Source organism: Tessaracoccus luoxuelianae, from assembly GCF_055326245.1.
The window spans coordinates 212,754-228,920 of sequence record NZ_JBUZNO010000002.1; the positions used below are offsets into that span (position 1 = coordinate 212,754).

Consider the following 16,167-nt stretch of genomic DNA (forward strand, 5'->3'; position numbering starts at 1 on the left):
CGTTGTTCTCCTAGAAGACCTGAAGTGACGTGGTGGACGAGGGTCAGGGGGCGGGCGGCTCGTAGGAGCACAGGGCGTCGACCTTGTCGGCAGAGGCCGATGTGGGGTCGAACTGGTAGCCGAGGAATTCGTTCGCCAGCCGCAGCGCCAGCTGCTCGCCGATGACGCGTTGCCCCAGGCAGAGGACCTGCCCGTTGTTGGAGAGCACTAGACGCTCCACAGAGAATGAATCGTGCGCAGTACTGGCGCGCACCCCGGGAACCTTGTTGGCAGCCATGGCGACACCCATGCCGGTCCCGCAGACGAAGATGCCCCGGTCGGCTTCACCATTGGCGATCTTCCTCGCCCCGGCCACGCCGAGATGGGGGTACGCCGTCGGGTCGGTATCGGCATTCACGCCTACGTCGATGACCTCATCGACGCGCGGGTCGTTGTGCAACATGTCTTTGATGGCGTCCTTGTAGGAGACGCCCGCCTGGTCGGCGGCCAGCACCACTCGCAGTCCCATAATCCAGCTCCTCAATCCCGCAGCTGCTCTGCCGCGTCTTTGAGAAGAGTATCACCAAAGATGATAGAAATACCACCCCGCGTGGTAAAATTTTCACAAGTGGTGTGAAGTGTGGGTTCAGCCCGCCTATGGGCTCGCGATCGTGACCTGAGCCCCCCACTCCGTAAGCCGTTGAAGGTCGGTGGGCTCGATTCCGGGGTCCACGATCACGTGGTCGAACTCGTCCAGGCGCGCGAACGTGTGCAGCGCCTTTCGCTGCAGCTTGGTGTGGTCGAGCGCCAACACTTTCGTCCGGGCCGACCGCATCATCGCCTTCTTCACCTGGACGACTGACTCGTAGGGATGGAAGCATCGGCCGTCGGATATCCCGGAGGCGGACAGCACGCAGAAGTCGACGTCGAGACCCGCAAGGGTGGAGATCGCTGTTGGGCCCAGGAGTGCGTCCGCCCAGCCCTCGTATGTGCCGCCTGTGACGAAGAGGTGCAGGTCCTGGGTCTGAGCGGCCTCGCGGGCCACCAACAGCGAGTTGGTGATCACCGTCATCGGGGCGGACCTGGCCAACTCCCGGATCACATAGACCCCGCTGGTTGAGTCATCGAGTGCCACCGAACTGCCAGTGGGGATGAGCTCCGCGACGCGTCGGGCAATCTTCGCCTTGCTCTCCGGCTCCTGGTCGAGCCTGAACACGGCGCTGGCCTCCTGCAGCCCGCTGGCGGCCGCCGAGACCTGGCCTCGATGCAGCTGCAACAACCCGGCCTCCTCGAGGGCCCGAACGTCGCGATAGGCGGTCATCGTGCTGACCCCGGTGTGTTTGACGATGTCGTCAATCGTGACCGATCCGTGCTTGATCACAAGCTCGGCGATCACGAGGTGACGGGCACGTTGTGGCGCGGAGCCCGGCTGCTTTGCTCTGCTGTCATCGACCATGGTGGGGCACTCCTGCGTAGGCACGCCTCGTGTGTATTGGGCAGTTGCACCCTACTCCGGGTGGCACGATGGTGACCGTGCCTAAGGACGTTGCCGAACTCATCGCGTTGTTCGACCTGCAGACCACCGGCGAGAACCGGTTCCGCGGGCCGCACCCCACCACGTTGCTGCAACGGCTCTTCGGCGGGCAGGTGCTGGGGCAGACGCTGGTGGCCGCCGCCCACACCGTGCCGCCGGACCGGCTCGTGCACTCCCTGAACGCCTACTTCCTACGCCCAGGGGCCATCGACCAGCCCCTGGACTTCGAGGTGGAGGTGATGCGCGACGGCAGCACCTTCAGCAACCGGCGCGTGGTGACCCGTCAGGGGGATTCGGTGATCTTCCAGATGACCGCCTCGTTCCAGAAGCCCGAGGAGGGCCTCAGCCATTCGGCGTCCCCGCCCGGCGACGTCGGCGTGCCGGAGTCCTGTCCCTCGCTGCACGAGGTGCTGGAGCGTCGCTTCGGTGCCAGCGTGCGGCTGGTCTCGGAGTGGGACGCCCTCGACGTGCGGCTCGCGGCCAGGCCGGACCTGGTTGAGGGCGGCGGCAATATGAAGGCGTGGATCCGGACGAAGGAGCCGATGCCGGAGGATCCGCTGCTGCACGCGGCGGTGCTGGCCTACCTCTCCGACATCACTCTGCTCAGCGTCTCGACCGTTCCCCATGCGGTGGAGTTCCTGTCCCCGTCGATGCAGGCCGCTTCGATCGACCACGCCATGTGGTTCCACCGCCCGGTGCGCGTCGACGAGTGGCTGCTCTACGACATGACCTCGCCGTCTGCGTCCCACGCGCGCGGCTTCGCGATGGGGCGGTTGTTTCAGGACGGGCAGGCGGTGGCGTCGTGCGCCCAGGAGGGGCTCATCCGGGTCCTGTCCTGAGCCCGGACGAACCGTGGCCCGCACCCCGGGGGAGGGGGTACGGGCCACGGCGTCTGGAGGAACCAGCTAGCGCAGGGTCAGGCAGCGAGTCCCTGGCCGGCGCGCAGGGTGGCCAGCGCCTGCCGCTCGATCTGTCGGACCCGCTCGGCGGTGATGCCCCAATGCACACCGATGTCGGCGAGCTTGGCTTGGCGGCCGTCGAGGAGGCCGTAGCGGCGGCGCACCACATCCTGGGACCGTTCGTCGAGGCTGGAGAGCATGCCCTCGAGCCGGGCACGGTCCTCGGCGTCCAGCACCATCTCGTCCGGACCGGGCGAGGTCTCGCGGGCGATCAGGTCTCCCAGAGCCGTGTCGCCGTCGGCCTCGACGGGGGCGTCGAGGGAGACGTGATCCCGCGAGTAGCGGATCAGGTCCACGATCTTGGACTCCTCGAGGCCCAGCTCATCGGCGATCTCAGCCAGCTCCGGCTCGCGGCCCAACTGGCGTTCGAGGTTGCGGCGCACGGCGGAGACCTGGTTGACCTGCTCGGCCACATGCACGGGAAGCCGCACGATCCGGCCCTGCTGGGCGATGCCCCGCGAGATGGCCTGACGCACCCACCATGTGGCGTAGGTGGAGAACTTGAAGCCCTTGGCGTAGTCGAACTTCTCCACAGCACGGATCAGGCCGGTGTTTCCCTCCTGGACAAGGTCCAGCATGGGCATCTGGGAGCGCCCGTACTTGCGGGCGACGGAGACCACGAGCCGCAGGTTGGCCTGGATGAAGCGCTGCATGGCGCGCTCGCCGAGCACGGCAAGCTCCTGCAGCTCGTCATCGGTGGCCTGCACCTCGGAGGTGGCAACCCCGTCGAGGATCTGCTGGGCATAGAGCCCCGCCTCGATCTCGCGGGCCAGGTCTACTTCCTCGAGGGCGTTGAGCAGGGGAGTCTTGGCGATGGCGTCGAGGTAGAGGCCCACCGCATCCTTGCCGTCGATGCCGTCGTTGGTTCGTGTACGCGCAGTCGTGATCATATCTCTGGTTACCTTTCGCACAGTCGTCACCCGGAACAACGCGCGAGAGGCCCCGAGGGTTCCCGCGCCGGGTAGTCGAACGAAGAACTGCGACCTGGGTCTGACCCGCGGGGGCCCGGACCCTGACCAGGGACGGGGGTTTCCCTGGTCGATCCGTTTGAGTGGCCGGTTTTCGCGTGCAAGAATGGAGCGCGTCACCCTTGACCAAAGCGGGGCGACGCACGCGCTGAAATCCCTAGTGGCCCGCGAGAGGACCAATGTGACCCAGGACGCTGAAGGAACCGGCAAGCCTACCCGCACACGCAGGCCCGCCGAAAGCGCGACGTCCGCAGTTCCGGCCACCCCTCGTCGCACACGGGCCGCTGCCAAGCCGGCCACCGCGGGCCAGGCCGCACCCAAGACCGCTACTCGCCGCGGGAGAACCGCGAAGGCCGAGGAGCCCACCATCGCCCAGGCCTCCACTGGTGAGGTCGAGGTCCAGTTCAAGCGCGAGGGGGAGGACGTGGTTCTCACGGTCGGCGGCAAGAAGCGTTCCCTCGACGAGGTGGACGACTCGTCGTTCAACGAAGCCAGCGAGGCGCCGCTCGTCAAGGAACTCGTCGAGGAGGAGGGCTTCGCGCTCTCTGATTCCGACGACGCCGACGAGCCCGAACAGCAGGTCGTGTCCGCGGGCGCCACGGCTGACCCCGTCAAGGACTACCTCAAGCAGATCGGCAAGGTGGCGCTCCTCAACGCCGTCGAGGAGGTGGAGCTCGCCAAGCGCATCGAGGCCGGCCTCTTCGCCGACGAGCGTCTGCACTCCGCCGAGACGAAGGTCAGCCCCGGAGACGTCGAGGATCTGGAATGGATCGCCGAAGACGGGCGCCGCGCCAAGAATCACCTCCTCGAGGCCAACCTCCGCCTCGTCGTCTCCCTCGCCAAGCGCTACACCGGCCGCGGGATGCTGTTCCTGGATCTCATCCAGGAGGGCAACCTCGGCCTCATCCGTGCGGTCGAGAAGTTCGATTACACCAAGGGCTACAAGTTCTCCACCTACGCCACCTGGTGGATCAAGCAGGCCATCACCCGCGCCATGGCGGACCAGGCCCGCACCATCCGCATCCCGGTGCACATGGTTGAGGTCATCAACAAGCTGGCGCGCGTGCAGCGGCAGATGCTGCAGGACCTCGGCCGCGAACCCACCCCCGAAGAGCTCGCCGTCGAGCTGGACATGACGCCCGAGAAGGTCGTCGAGGTGCAGAAGTACGGCCGCGAACCCATCTCGCTGCACACGCCCCTGGGCGAGGACGGGGACTCGGAGTTCGGCGACCTCATCGAGGACTCCGAGGCCGTGGTGCCCGCAGACGCGGTCAACTTCACGCTGCTCCAGGAGCAGCTCAACGACGTGCTGGACACGCTCAGCGAGCGGGAGGCCGGCGTGGTCTCGATGCGCTTCGGGCTGACCGACGGTCAGCCGAAGACCCTCGACGAGATCGGCAAGGTCTACGGCGTCACGCGCGAGCGCATCCGCCAGATCGAATCCAAGACCATGTCGAAACTGCGCCACCCGTCGCGCTCGCAGGTCCTCCGGGACTACCTGGACTGAGCCGCCAGCTCCACGAAGTTGCGCAGCATGCCGTGCACGGCGTGGGTGATCGTCGAGGACTCGGCGAACGCCACCAACTGCTCGGTGTCGGCCGGGTCGAAGTACCCCGCGTCGCGGTAGATGCGGATCCGGGCGGCAAGGCCGGCCGAATCCAGCTCCGGATGGAACTGGGTGGCATAGACCCGCCGCCCGATCCGGAACGCCTGGATCGGGCACGCCGCGCCGGTGGCGAGCACGGTGGATCCCGCAGCCGGGACCCGGCAACCCTCCTTGTGCGCGGTGAACGCATGAAAGGAGTGGGGGACGCCCTCGAAGAGGGGATCCTCGCGGCCGTGGGCGGTGAGTGTCGCGGTGACCACGCCCACGTCCTCGCCGACGCTGCGGTCCACCACGCCGCCCAGCTGCGCGGTGATCGCCCCGACGCCGTAGCAGAGGCCGAGGAACGGGAAGTCCCGCTCCACCACCTCGGCAATGACGCGGCTGAGGTCTGCTTCGACGCGCTGCTGCAGCGGTGACTTGTCGGTGTCGCTGGCGTTGTAGGGTCCACCGCCGAGGAACACCCCCGAGAACTCGTCCAGCCGCGGCGGCGCCATCGGGGCTTCCTCCACGCGGATCTGGAGCAGTTGGTCATCCCGGAGGCCGGCGAGGCGAGCGATGGCCTCCCACTCGCCCAGGGCGGCGTCGTCCTCCGGGCGGGTGCTGAGCAGCAGGAAGGGCTTCATGTGGGCTCCTTGAATGAGGGAGCGCCGGCGCGTAGCTCCTCTATGACCGCCCGGGTCACGGCCACAGGGTCGCCGCCGTTGGCCGCGGCGACCCGGCGCTGGCGCAGGTAGCTCGGGCCGAGACGGACCAGGTCAGCCACGTGGGCGAGGTTCTCGGCGCAACCCAGCTGGTCCGCGATCGGGGTCAGCTCCTCCACCCAGCGCAGGATGCCGTCGCTGATGTGGATGAGGTATTCATCCTTGCGGGGCGTGATGATGTCTGCCGCAAGGCCGTACCGGGCCGCGCGCCACTTGTTCTCGCGCATGAACCAGAACGGCAGGCGGTCGATGGGCTCGCCCGAGGCTATGGCCCGGGACATGCGCTCCACCAGGCACTGGTTGAAGGCGGTCAGCGCGCCGAGCTCCATCAGGGTGGGCACCGAGTCCATCGTGCGGTTCTCGACAGTGCCCCAGGTGGAGGGCCGCACGTCCCACCTGATTTCAGAGGGGTTCTGGATGAGGCCCACACCCTCGAGCTGCGAGGCGTACCGCTCCAACTCCTCCCAGTCGCTCATGTGGTAAGGAAGGCCGTTGGTGGGCAGCTGCTGGAAGACCATCGTGCGCTGGGACGCGAACCTGGTGTCCTCGCCGATCCAGAACGGCGACGAGGCGGACAGCGCGATGAAGTAGGGCGCGAACCGTGCCATGCCGTAGACGATGGGCAGCGCCTTGGCCCGCTGGTCGATGCCGGTGTGGATGTGGAGCCCGTTGATGGCCATCTGCCGGCCCCACCACGCGTTGCGCTCGGTCACCCGCCGGTACTGGGCCTTGTCTCCCGGCAGCTGTCGAGTGGGATCGCCGAACGGATGCGCACCCGCGCCCAGGAGCGTCAGCCCCTTCGGCTCCAGCAGCTCCAGCGCGAAGTCCAGGTGCTGGCGCATCTCACGCACCGCTGAGGGCACGGTCTCGTGCACTCCCGAGACCAGCTCGATCATGCTCGTGAGGTACTCGGAGCGGATCGGCCCGTCGACCGCGTCCTCGACCTTGGACAGCACCACATCAGCGGCCGGCACCTGCTCCATCGTGTGCGCGTCGACGACGGCGAGCTCCCATTCGATGCCGATCGTCGACTGCTTGGACTGCCCGAACTTGATCCTCATTGAGCCCCTCCTCGCTGCAGGCGCTGGTTGCAGCGACAGTCAGAGCCCCAAGTCTGACACCTCGGGCCCCCTCGCGGCGGGCGGTGTGCGGGGATCTGGACAGCAGGCCAGTTGCATTAGGCTGGCCACCGAGGAAAGAGGTGCCCACCATGAAGCTGTTCGATCGTGTCGAACTTGCCCCCGCTGACCCCATTCTCGGACTCACCGAGGCCTTCGTCGCCGATCAGCGCCCGGAGAAGGTCAACCTCGGGGTGGGTGTCTACCTCGACGAGACGGGCAAGATTCCGCTACTGGAGTGCGTGCGCACAGCCGAGCAGCGGATCGCGGCAGAGTCCAAGCCGAAGGGGTACCTGGGGATCGACGGGATGCCCGCGTACCGCGAGGCCGTCAGGTCGCTGGTGTTCGGCCCAGGGGCTGAGGCCGTGGCTGAGGGGCGCATCGCCACCGCGCAGACCCTGGGCGGGACGGGCGCGTTGAAGGTGGGCGCGGATCTCCTCAAGCAGATCGAGCCGTCGGCCACCGTCCTGATCTCCAACCCCAGCTGGGAGAACCATCGCGCCCTCTTCACGCGCGCCGGGTTCAGGGTGGACTCCTACCGCTACTACGAGGAGGCCCTGCACGGCATCGACTTCGACGGCATGCTGAACGATCTGCGCCTGGCGGACCCCGGCACCGTCGTGTTGCTCCACGCGTGCTGCCACAACCCCACCGGATACGACCTCTCAGCGGAGCAGTGGGACCAGGTCATCGAGGTGCTGCGCGAGCGAAACCTGATGCCCTTCCTGGACATGGCGTACCAGGGCTTCGGCTTCGGCATCGAGGAGGACGGCGCCGTCGTCGCCAAGTTCGTGGCCTCGGGGTTGGAGTTCTTCCTCGCCACGTCCTTCTCGAAGTCGTTCAGCCTGTACGGAGAGCGGATCGGATCGCTGTCGGTGATCACGTCCTCGCCGGACACGGCCCGCCGGGTCCTGTCGCAGCTGAAGATCTGCATCCGCACCAACTACTCCAACCCGGCCACCCACGGCGCCGCGTTGGTCACCACCGTGCTGGAGGACCCGGAGCTGCGGCGCGGATGGGAACACGAGCTGGCCGGGATGCGGGACCGCATCAAGCAACTGCGGCGCGGACTGGTGGGCGCGCTCGAGGCGCGCGGCGTCAACGACATGGGGTTCATCGCGGCACAGCTCGGCATGTTCAGCTACTCGGGCCTGACCAAGCCCCAGATGGTTGCCCTGCGCTCCGAGTACGGGATCTACGGCACCGACGCCGGGCGCATGTGCGTGGCCGCGCTCAACGACGGCAACCTCGCCTACGTTGCCGACGCCATCGCGGCGGTGCGCACTTCCGGGCGCTGATCGGTCCAGGCGGGTCAGTGTCGGGCCAGCCCGCTGGCCCGCCGCACCGGGGTGGCGATCGCCTCCTCGAGGCGTTCCCAACTGCCGTAGAGGCGGACCCGTCCCCGCGCCCTGGTGACCGCCGTGTAGAGCAGCTCGCGGGTCAGCAGGGCGGAGCCCGACGGCGGGATCACCACCGACACCGTACCGAACTGGCTGCCCTGAGACTTGTGGATGGTCATCGCGTGCAGGTCTGCCGCGTCGTCCAGCAGGGCCGGTGCCACCCACAGCGGCCCGTCCGGCCGGTCCACCACGGCCACGAGGTCGCCGTCGGCTCCCTGGAGCACCACCGCCGTGTCGCCGTTGTGGTAGAGGTCCGTGTTGCGCTGGATGAGCAACGGTTGCCCCCCGTAGGGCCTGCCGTCGAAGCCGTAGTCCGGCAGCTGGGTGGCGAGCCACGCCCGGGCGGAGCGCGCCCAGTGCCCCACGCCGAACGGGCCCTCGCGATGTCCACACAGGACCCGGTGGGTGCCGAGCGCCGTGAGTGCGCCCACCGCCTCGCCTCGGACGGCCGCGGCCACCACACCGGAGGCGGTGGCCAGCACGTCCTCGCGCACGGTGGGCAGGGAGACGGGGTCCGCCGTGCCGTCGAAGCCGATCAGCTCGATGCTGTGGGACTCCTGGATCACCTGACGGGCAGCCGCGGGGTCGCCGGCGAGAATGGCCTCCGCGAGGCGGTTGATCTCCTGGTTGGAGCGGAAATTCGTGCGCAGGCGGGCGATGTGGCCGCCGGGCTCTGTCACCAGCGTGCCGGCCTGTTCGATGTCTGCCAGGACAGCCCCGGCCTCAACCGAGCGCAGCTGGTGCGGATCCCCCAGCAGGATCAGGCGCGTCTCGGGGGCCAGTGCCGCCACCAGGTGCCCCATCAGCTCCAGCGACACCATCGAGGTCTCGTCGACCACCACCACGTCGAACGGCAGTGGGCTGGCCGGCCCGTACTCGAGATGCATGGAGCGGGGCCGCGCCCCGAGGAGTTTGTGCAGTGTGCCGCCCCAGAGGCGCAGGCTGCCCGTGAGCCGCTCCGCGACGGCCGACTGCAGCCTGGCCGCAGCCTTGCCGGTGGGGGCTGCCAGGGCCACCCGCGGATCTGAGGGGGCGAGCGAGTCCAGGATCCTGGCCACGATGCTGGTCTTGCCGGTGCCGGGCCCGCCGGTGATCACAGTGGTGCCGTGGGAGAGGGCGGCCGCGACGGCCGCCTCCTGGTACTCATCGGGGGTTTCGCCGGCCGCCGCCGCAACTGCGGCACAGGGGACCGCGGGGGCCTCCATCGAGCTCCGCAGCCTCAGCGCCCGCGACAATCGACGCTCCTGCTTCCAGTACCGGTCCAGGTAGAGGAGGGAGCCGTCCAGCCGGAACGGGCGCGTCTCGGCTTCCGGGACCCCGACGGCGGGGGAGGCCGCCACGCGGGTGACCCACCCGCCCGGTTCGGGCCAGGCCAGCACGGGGAGATCCCCAGGGGTGGCCTGACCGTCGAGGTCTGCCTCGGGGAGCAGGGCGAGCGATGCCGTGGACAGATCCACGCACACCGACCCCAGCCGCAGCTCGCGCGCGGCCATCGCGAAGGCCAGCTGCACCTCGGGGTCGGTCTCGCCGGCCAGCGTCGCGAGCCGGCGCGCCAGATGGAAGTCGATGGGTTTGAGCATGCCGGCGGCGCAGAAGCTGGCGAGCAGGCCGGTGGCCGCGACGGGAACCTCATGCATGAGTGCCTCCCAGCAGCTCCGAGGCGGCCACCACCAGGTCCGCCGACGGTCGCCACGCCATCACGCCGCAGGCCGTGCCGTCCACCACAGGGGTGGTCGGGCCGGCCATGCCACGTACGAACAGGTAGCCGACGCCGCCCAGGTGTCGCTCAGGGGTGTAGCCCGGAAGGCGGGTGGACAGGTAGCGGTGCAACGCCACGCAGTAGAGGATGGCCTGCAGCGGGTAGTGGGCCTGCATCATCGCCTCCGCCATCGCCGGGGCCACGTAGTGGCCCACCGTCACCTCGGCCTCGCCGGCGGGGGCGAGTCTGTTGGTCTTGTAGTCCACCACCAGGAAACGGCCGTCGGCGAGCTGGAGGACGGCGTCGATGGAGCCGGTGAGGAACCCGTTGAGCACGGAGTCCGCGGCGTCTGATGAGCGCAGGCGCTGCGGATACTCCGCCAGGGGGTCCGCGTTCGGAAGATGGACCGCCATGAGGTCCGCGAGCATGCGCAGCGTGGCGGGCGCGCCCCGGTCTGCCAGCGGAAGATCGAAGTCCAGCTCGGGGAGCCGTTGATCGGTGGGGATGTTTGCCAGCGCTGCGGCGCTCAGCGGCAGGAGCGGGGTGCGGCACACCGCCACCAAAGCGGCGCTGAGCGTGTTCTGCAGCCCCGGGTCCAGGGCGTGCTGCGGGCCGAGCTCCGCCACGACGGCGGCGGCAGAGGACTCCAGGGACTCCGGCCCCCAGTCCAGGCGTTCCAGGGCCTCGTGCGTCAGAGTGCCGAACGCGGCACCAGCTGGGAGCCCGTTCATGGGCGAGGGGGCGGCGAGCGTCTGCCCCGCGGGGGTGGGCAGCGCGACATCGACCACAGCAGCCTCATCCATCAGGACGTGCGCCGCCGCCTGCTCGTGGAGCCCCTGGGTCAGCCCCGAGTAGGACGTGCGCCGCCAGGTGGTGTCGATGTCGCGCTCGAGCACCGCAAGCTCCAAGGGAGGCGCAGAGCGCGGTGCCGGCGGGGATGACCGGGGCGTCTCCGGCAGTAGATCCATGTCGGTGCGGGACACCGCGGTGCCCGTCACTGCCCCGCGGCGCCGTCGTTCCCAGGCCCGCAGCAGAGTGCCCAGGGGCCCGCCCCGCTGTTTCCCGGAGGTCTCGACATGCCAGGCGACGCAGAAGTGCTGCGCCCTGGTGAAGCCGACGTAGAGGAGTCGTAGCTCCTCCGTCAGGCTCTGGTCGTCCAGGGTCCGCGCCAGGGGGTCGTCGAAGCGGGGCACCGGGCCGACGTAGAGATGACGGCGGCCCTCGTGCACGAGCGTGAACGGCTTGGACCGGCTCGCCTTCACCCCGTCGGTCTCCGGCAGGAGAACGATGGGGAACTCGAGGCCCTTCGCGGCGTGGATGGTCATCACACGCACGGCTTCCTCATCTGAGGCCACCCGAATCGCGTCCCCCGAGTCCTCATCGGCGGCCCGCTCGTCCAATACCGCCAGGAGGCCACTGAGCGACGTCGCGCCCTCCGCATCGAGTAGTTCGGCCACGTGGAGCAGGTCAGTCAACTCGCGTTCGCCGTCCGGCTCGGCCAGGAGACGCCCGTCGAGACCCTCCGCTGTGCGCAGGTGGCCCAGCACCGACGAGATGCCACCCTCGGCGAACCGTAGGCCGAGCGTGCGCACCAGGGTGGAGACGCGGGCCGGCTCTGAGGAAGCCGGGTCCAGCAGCGCACCCAGGTGCGAGCCGATGAGCGCGGTCAGGGCAGCCAGCCGGATCGTGGCCTGGGCCGGATCCGACATAGCGGTGAGGAGTGCTGCCCAGTCGCGGGCCGCGGGCTGGGTCCAGACTGACTGGCTCCCGGTCAACACGGCCGGGATCCCGGCATTCTCCAGCACGGCGCGAAGTTCGCGGGCGCGTGCCCCGCGGCGCACGAGGATGGCTATGTCGGAGTACCTGACCCGGGGCTCCGCCCGGCTCGTGAACTCCGCTCGGGAGATCAGGTTCTGCACCGTGACGACCAGATCCTGGTCGATGGCTGCCCCGGAGGAGTGCGTCCCGAGCTGCCGAGGGGTGGCGGTGCGTAGCCAAAGGCGGTGCGGTCCGGGCACCTGGAGCCGGGGTTGGGCCTCATGCGCGCTCACGGGGCCGACGGCGACCGACTCATGACCCAGGCTGACCCCCTCGAACAGCTCAAGGACGCCGTCGACGAGCGCCTTGTCGCTGCGGCGGTTGACCGCCAGGCTGTGCACGTCCGCCGCCTCCTTGGCATCGAGATAGCTCTGCAGGTCGGCACCGCGGAAGGCGTAGATGGACTGTTTGGGGTCCCCGATGAGGATGGTGGCGCGGCCATCGCTGACGAACGCCTGCTCGACGATGGCCCACTGCTCTGGATCCGTGTCCTGGAACTCGTCGATCAGCACCACGCTGAACCTGCGCCTCAACTCCGCGACGACGGCCTGCCCGCTGCCCTCCGCGCGGGTCAGCCGCAGAAGACGGGTGATGACGTCGTTGTAGGTGCACACGCCCTCGGCGGTCTTGCGCTCCTCGTACAGCCCGCGGACGGCCTGGGCGAAGTGGTGGTGGGGGCCCTCGGGGGGGAGCAGGTCCAGAGTGGTGGTGCAGGCTGCCTCACCGATCCGCAGCGCAGCCTGGGGGGGCAGCGGGGGCTGCGGATCTGTGCGATGCAGCCGCAGGTAGGTGTCTGCCGCGCACTGTCGCACGAGGTCCATCGGGTCTGCGCCCACATCTTCGGCCGGGTCCCAGTCCCCGAGTATGCCGAGCTCGTGCAGCATCGCCTGACAGAAGGAGTGGGTGGTGAGGATGGTCAGTTCGTTGAACCGCGCGACTGCATCCGCGAGACGGGAGCGGTGCAGCGCGACATCCCAGGAGGCCAGGTGCGCTGCGACGGCGTCCGTCGGGTCTGGGAGCCGGCCGCCCGCGAGGACCTCATCGAGGGCCCGCACGGTGCCGGTGAGGCGTTCGAACACGCGGGAGCGCAGCTCGCCGGTGGCGTGCCGGCCGAACGTGATGAGGAGCAGCTGCCCCGCGTCGAGTCCGTCCTCAGCGAGGTAGCGCGCCGCGAGAGCGGCGATGGCGTAGGTCTTGCCGGTCCCGGCGCTGGCCTCCAGCAAGGTGGTGCGCCGGGGGAGCGGCCCGGTGAGGGCGAAGGGTGATCCGCTCATGACTGTGTCCTCACGAGAGGGGTGTAGAGGGCGAGCGCCCATGAGGCGAAGGCCGAGGGGTGCGTGCCGGGATCCTGGGGCAGCGGGGGATCCTGGGGCAGCGGCGGGTCCTTGAACAGCTCGGACACGTCTGAGTCGAAGAAGAGGGTCCAGGACGGCCCCGGCCAACTCCACTTCTTGTGGTAGCTGCGGAACGGCCCGGCCCATTCAGCCTTGTTGAACGCGCCCTGGTGGACGTCCCGGGCGTAGGCGAGCGCGGCGGCGGCCGGCACCGCCAGGAGCCGCTGCTGACCGAGGACGTAGGCACCGGTGATCACCCCGAGATGGGCGAGGGCCTCCTCCGGATCCGTCGGCGCGAAGTCCTGCGACCGCGGCTTCAGCTGCCCGAAGTCTCGCTCCAAGCGGTGCAGCCGCGCGGGGGCGGTGTGTCCGGCTGCGGCGAGGGCGAGCGACTCCAGCCAGGGCCGGATGACCTGTTCCTCGCCGGTGCTCGCGCTGACGGTGACCGCGGTCCCGCCGCGGGTGCGGACCTCGTCGACCAGACGCAGCGTGCCCAGACCGGGGGCCTCCACCGGCAGGGAGATGGCGTGTTCGGTGAGCTCGGCGTCCCAGTCCTGCTGCGCGCAGGCCCACAGCGCGGCGGCATCGGTCCGGGCGGCTTGGAACGCGAGGCGACCGACCTCCAGCGGCGGGTGTAGCTCCCGCTGCCTGAGCTCCACTTCCACGGACTCCCCGCTGAGGCCGGACTTCCAGGCGTCAAGGAGGTTGTTGACGATGCCCCACCGGTCCAGGCCGCGCGTCTCCAACGGGATGTCGTCGGTCAGCTCCGGCGGCTGCCGGAAGTTGATCCCCGCCGCCGACTGGAGGAAGGCGCGCGCCGGGTCGGCGAGGAAACGGGCGAGCTGGGTCAGGCTCACCTGGGCCGGGATGGCGCCGACGGGCCGGCTGCGGGCCTCAGCTCGCCGTCGCTCATGGCGCCGGGGCAGCGGCTGGCGGCGGCGCCGGGCCAACGCCCCGGCGTAGGCGGCTGAGTCGAAGCTGGGCTCGGTGACGAAGTTGCCGGCCGAGGTGGCGGTGGGCGGGTGCTGCCGCGGCTCCGGGGTGGTTCCCACCCGCTCCAGCAGCCAGTCGACGGCCACCGGCAGGGCGGACGGGCCGTTCGTGCGCTCCGACCGGGCCTGGCGAACGATGAGGAGGCGTTCGGCGGACCGGGCGTGGCTGAGCAGCTGCTCGCGTCGCTGTGCCCGCGGATCAGGCATGTCCTCCGCGAGGTCCAGGCAGTCCGCCGGGGCGCCCGCCCGGCCGGGGACGGCGTCGTCGGTGACGCCGAGCAGCGCCACCACCCTGAACTCGACGTGTGGCAACTCCCCGAGCGGAACCACCGCCAGTGACCCGTTCCCGGCCGCCGGACGCCGCCGGTAGCCGGCCGCGTCGTCCGCCAGCAGGAGCGAGAACTCGTGGCGCGTCAAGGTGGTGTCATCCGCCGCGTGGTTGGTTTCCAGCCTCGTCAGCGCCCGCGCGGCGGCGGTCAGCTGCCACTCCTCGGTGCGCGGGAGGCCCACCAACGAGTCCAAAGCGGCCCGGCAACGCGCCACCCAGCCGGGGATGGTGGCCGGAGCTGTGGTGCCTGCGACGAGGAGACGGAGGCGCGACACGATCTCGCAGAGGGACCCCACCGTGTCCATGTCTGAGGCGGTGACCACCTCCGTGCCGCTGAGACCCACGCCGGCGTCCTCTCCGGGCGCCACGGCGAGCCCGACGAGCAGGCGGTCCAGGCCGCGGATCCACGTGTTCTGGCTGACGTCGCCGAGCCCGAACTGCGCGCGGTGCGCCGCGTCCATACCCCACCGGACGCCGGCGCCGCCGATCAGCTCGACCATCGTGGCCCGGTCTGTCAGCCGCCAGCGGTGGGCGATGGGCGGGCGGAGCAGCAGCTCGACCAGCCCGTTGGCGGTGGCGCGCGAGCCCCCCAACCGCATGAGGTCCACCAGGAGCAGGACCAGGGGATTGGGTGGGGTGAGGCCGACGGAGTGGACGCGGAGTGACCGTCCGGGATGGGACGCGCCCCGCACTCCGGGCGCGAAGGCGGCATCCAGCAGCGGGGCGAAACGCTCCGGCTGTGGACACACCACCACCACGTCCCGAGGCTCCAGCGTGGGATCCGCGGCGAACAACCGGGTGAGCTCGTCGCGCAGCACTTCCACCTGACGGGCCTCGCCGTGGGAATCGTGGAGCGCAACCAGAGGCGCAGGGGCTTCGTCACCGGGGAGTTGCAGCGTGCGGGTGGCAAGCGAGGCGGCCCAGTGAGCCCCGGGGGTACCGGCCTTCTGGATGAGCCGCACCTCCCGCCGCGAGGCCAGCGATTCGATGACGCGCAGCTCGGAGGCGCTCACGTGGTCGATGCCCACCAGCATCGTGGGCGTGGTGTCGCGACCCGCCGCGTCCCCGACTGCCGCCAGCACCGCGAGGGGATCCAGCTCCAGCCGGGCCACAGCCGCCCGCATCAGCTCAGGCTGCCATGCGGCCACCTCAGGCAGTTCGGCTCCGCCCGGACCCGTGGCACCGCCGTCGAGCCACGAGGCGACGAGCTCCGGCGCCAGCTCGACGTAGCTGCGCAGCAGCCGTGCGAGGCGGATGGCGGTGGCGCGCCGCCGGCCGGGGCGCCGGGCGTCTGCCTCGAGGGCCCCACGCAGCAGCGGATACCCGTCAGCCACTTCGTCGAGGGCCTTCTGGACCGCCAGGTCAAGCGGCGTGCCGAGCCACCTCCCGCGTTCGCGGTGAACCCCCGCGGCGTCGGCCAGCTGCCGGGTGAGATCCGCTGGCGTCAGGTAGTCGATGCCCGCGGAGATGCCCACTCGGGCCGCCACCTCCTGGCCGACGAGGCGGCCCGTCTCATGGGTGGCCACGAGGACGCGCGCAGCGTCGAACGGGCCGAGCGCCAGACCGTGCAGCGTCTCGACGAGATGGTCCATCAGCGCACCCCACCGAGCGCCCAGCACCGCCGTCACCGCCATCCCGAACTCCCCCTCATCCACCTCGCCAGTCACCTTAGCTGGCCCCACCGACAAGACCGGATCGGTGCCTCGACGCCATCGATGAAGTGCGGTTTGT

11 protein-coding genes are annotated in these 16,167 nt (G+C 69.8%); 3 read left to right on the forward strand and 8 right to left on the reverse strand.

Features of this window, described 5'->3' with window-relative positions; translation table 11 throughout:
• Positions 1-43: 43 nt before the first annotated feature.
• Together ACZK39_RS03680 and ACZK39_RS03685 are read right to left on the reverse strand one after the other, a co-directional pair.
• Complete coding sequence (locus ACZK39_RS03680; protein ID WP_459054555.1) at positions 44-508, reverse strand: ribose-5-phosphate isomerase; 465 nt, start codon at positions 506-508, stop codon at positions 44-46.
• Positions 509-634: 126 nt separating this feature from the next.
• Positions 635-1,435, reverse strand: a complete 801-nt coding sequence (locus ACZK39_RS03685) for a DeoR/GlpR family DNA-binding transcription regulator (RefSeq protein ID WP_459056581.1) — start codon at positions 1,433-1,435, stop codon at positions 635-637.
• Between the two features lie 68 nt (positions 1,436-1,503).
• Here ACZK39_RS03685 and ACZK39_RS03690 point away from each other — a divergent pair, with 68 nt between their 5' ends.
• Positions 1,504-2,352, forward strand: coding sequence for an acyl-CoA thioesterase (locus tag ACZK39_RS03690; RefSeq protein WP_463612556.1), 849 nt, complete (start codon positions 1,504-1,506; stop codon positions 2,350-2,352).
• Positions 2,353-2,429: 77 nt separating this feature from the next.
• Here ACZK39_RS03690 and ACZK39_RS03695 read toward each other — a convergent pair whose 3' ends face one another.
• Positions 2,430-3,362: a sigma-70 family RNA polymerase sigma factor gene (locus tag ACZK39_RS03695; RefSeq protein ID WP_182784224.1), complete on the reverse strand. Its 933-nt coding sequence runs from the start codon at positions 3,360-3,362 to the stop codon at positions 2,430-2,432.
• A gap of 184 nt (positions 3,363-3,546) precedes the next feature.
• Here ACZK39_RS03695 and ACZK39_RS03700 point away from each other — a divergent pair, with 184 nt between their 5' ends.
• On the forward strand, positions 3,547-4,947 hold the full coding sequence (locus ACZK39_RS03700; RefSeq protein WP_459054552.1) for an RNA polymerase sigma factor: 1,401 nt from the start codon (positions 3,547-3,549) through the stop codon (positions 4,945-4,947).
• On the opposite strand, the gene ACZK39_RS03705 is transcribed toward ACZK39_RS03700, so the two are convergent.
• Together ACZK39_RS03705 and ACZK39_RS03710 are read right to left on the reverse strand one after the other, a co-directional pair.
• Positions 4,935-5,669 (reverse strand): glutamine amidotransferase, encoded by a 735-nt coding sequence (locus ACZK39_RS03705; protein ID WP_182799801.1) that lies wholly within the window; start codon positions 5,667-5,669, stop codon positions 4,935-4,937. The genes ACZK39_RS03700 and ACZK39_RS03705 overlap by 13 nt on opposite strands.
• Positions 5,666-6,808, reverse strand: coding sequence for a carboxylate-amine ligase (locus ACZK39_RS03710; protein ID WP_182784218.1), 1,143 nt, complete (start codon positions 6,806-6,808; stop codon positions 5,666-5,668). Before ACZK39_RS03710 ends, ACZK39_RS03705 begins: the two co-directional genes overlap by 4 nt.
• A gap of 149 nt (positions 6,809-6,957) precedes the next feature.
• Between ACZK39_RS03710 and ACZK39_RS03715 the strand changes: the two genes are divergently transcribed.
• Positions 6,958-8,163: an amino acid aminotransferase gene (locus ACZK39_RS03715; protein WP_459054551.1), complete on the forward strand. Its 1,206-nt coding sequence runs from the start codon at positions 6,958-6,960 to the stop codon at positions 8,161-8,163.
• A gap of 14 nt (positions 8,164-8,177) precedes the next feature.
• Here ACZK39_RS03715 and recD read toward each other — a convergent pair whose 3' ends face one another.
• From recD to ACZK39_RS03730, 3 genes are read right to left on the reverse strand one after another with little or no spacing between them, the layout of a single operon-like run.
• Positions 8,178-9,902, reverse strand: a complete 1,725-nt coding sequence (recD, locus tag ACZK39_RS03720) for an exodeoxyribonuclease V subunit alpha (RefSeq protein WP_463612557.1) — start codon at positions 9,900-9,902, stop codon at positions 8,178-8,180.
• Positions 9,895-13,056, reverse strand: a complete 3,162-nt coding sequence (locus ACZK39_RS03725; protein ID WP_463612558.1) for a UvrD-helicase domain-containing protein — start codon at positions 13,054-13,056, stop codon at positions 9,895-9,897. The genes recD and ACZK39_RS03725 overlap by 8 nt, the downstream gene beginning before the upstream one ends.
• Complete coding sequence (locus tag ACZK39_RS03730) at positions 13,053-16,091, reverse strand: exodeoxyribonuclease V subunit gamma (RefSeq protein ID WP_463612559.1); 3,039 nt, start codon at positions 16,089-16,091, stop codon at positions 13,053-13,055. The genes ACZK39_RS03725 and ACZK39_RS03730 overlap by 4 nt, the downstream gene beginning before the upstream one ends.
• Between the last annotated feature and the right edge of the window lie 76 nt (positions 16,092-16,167).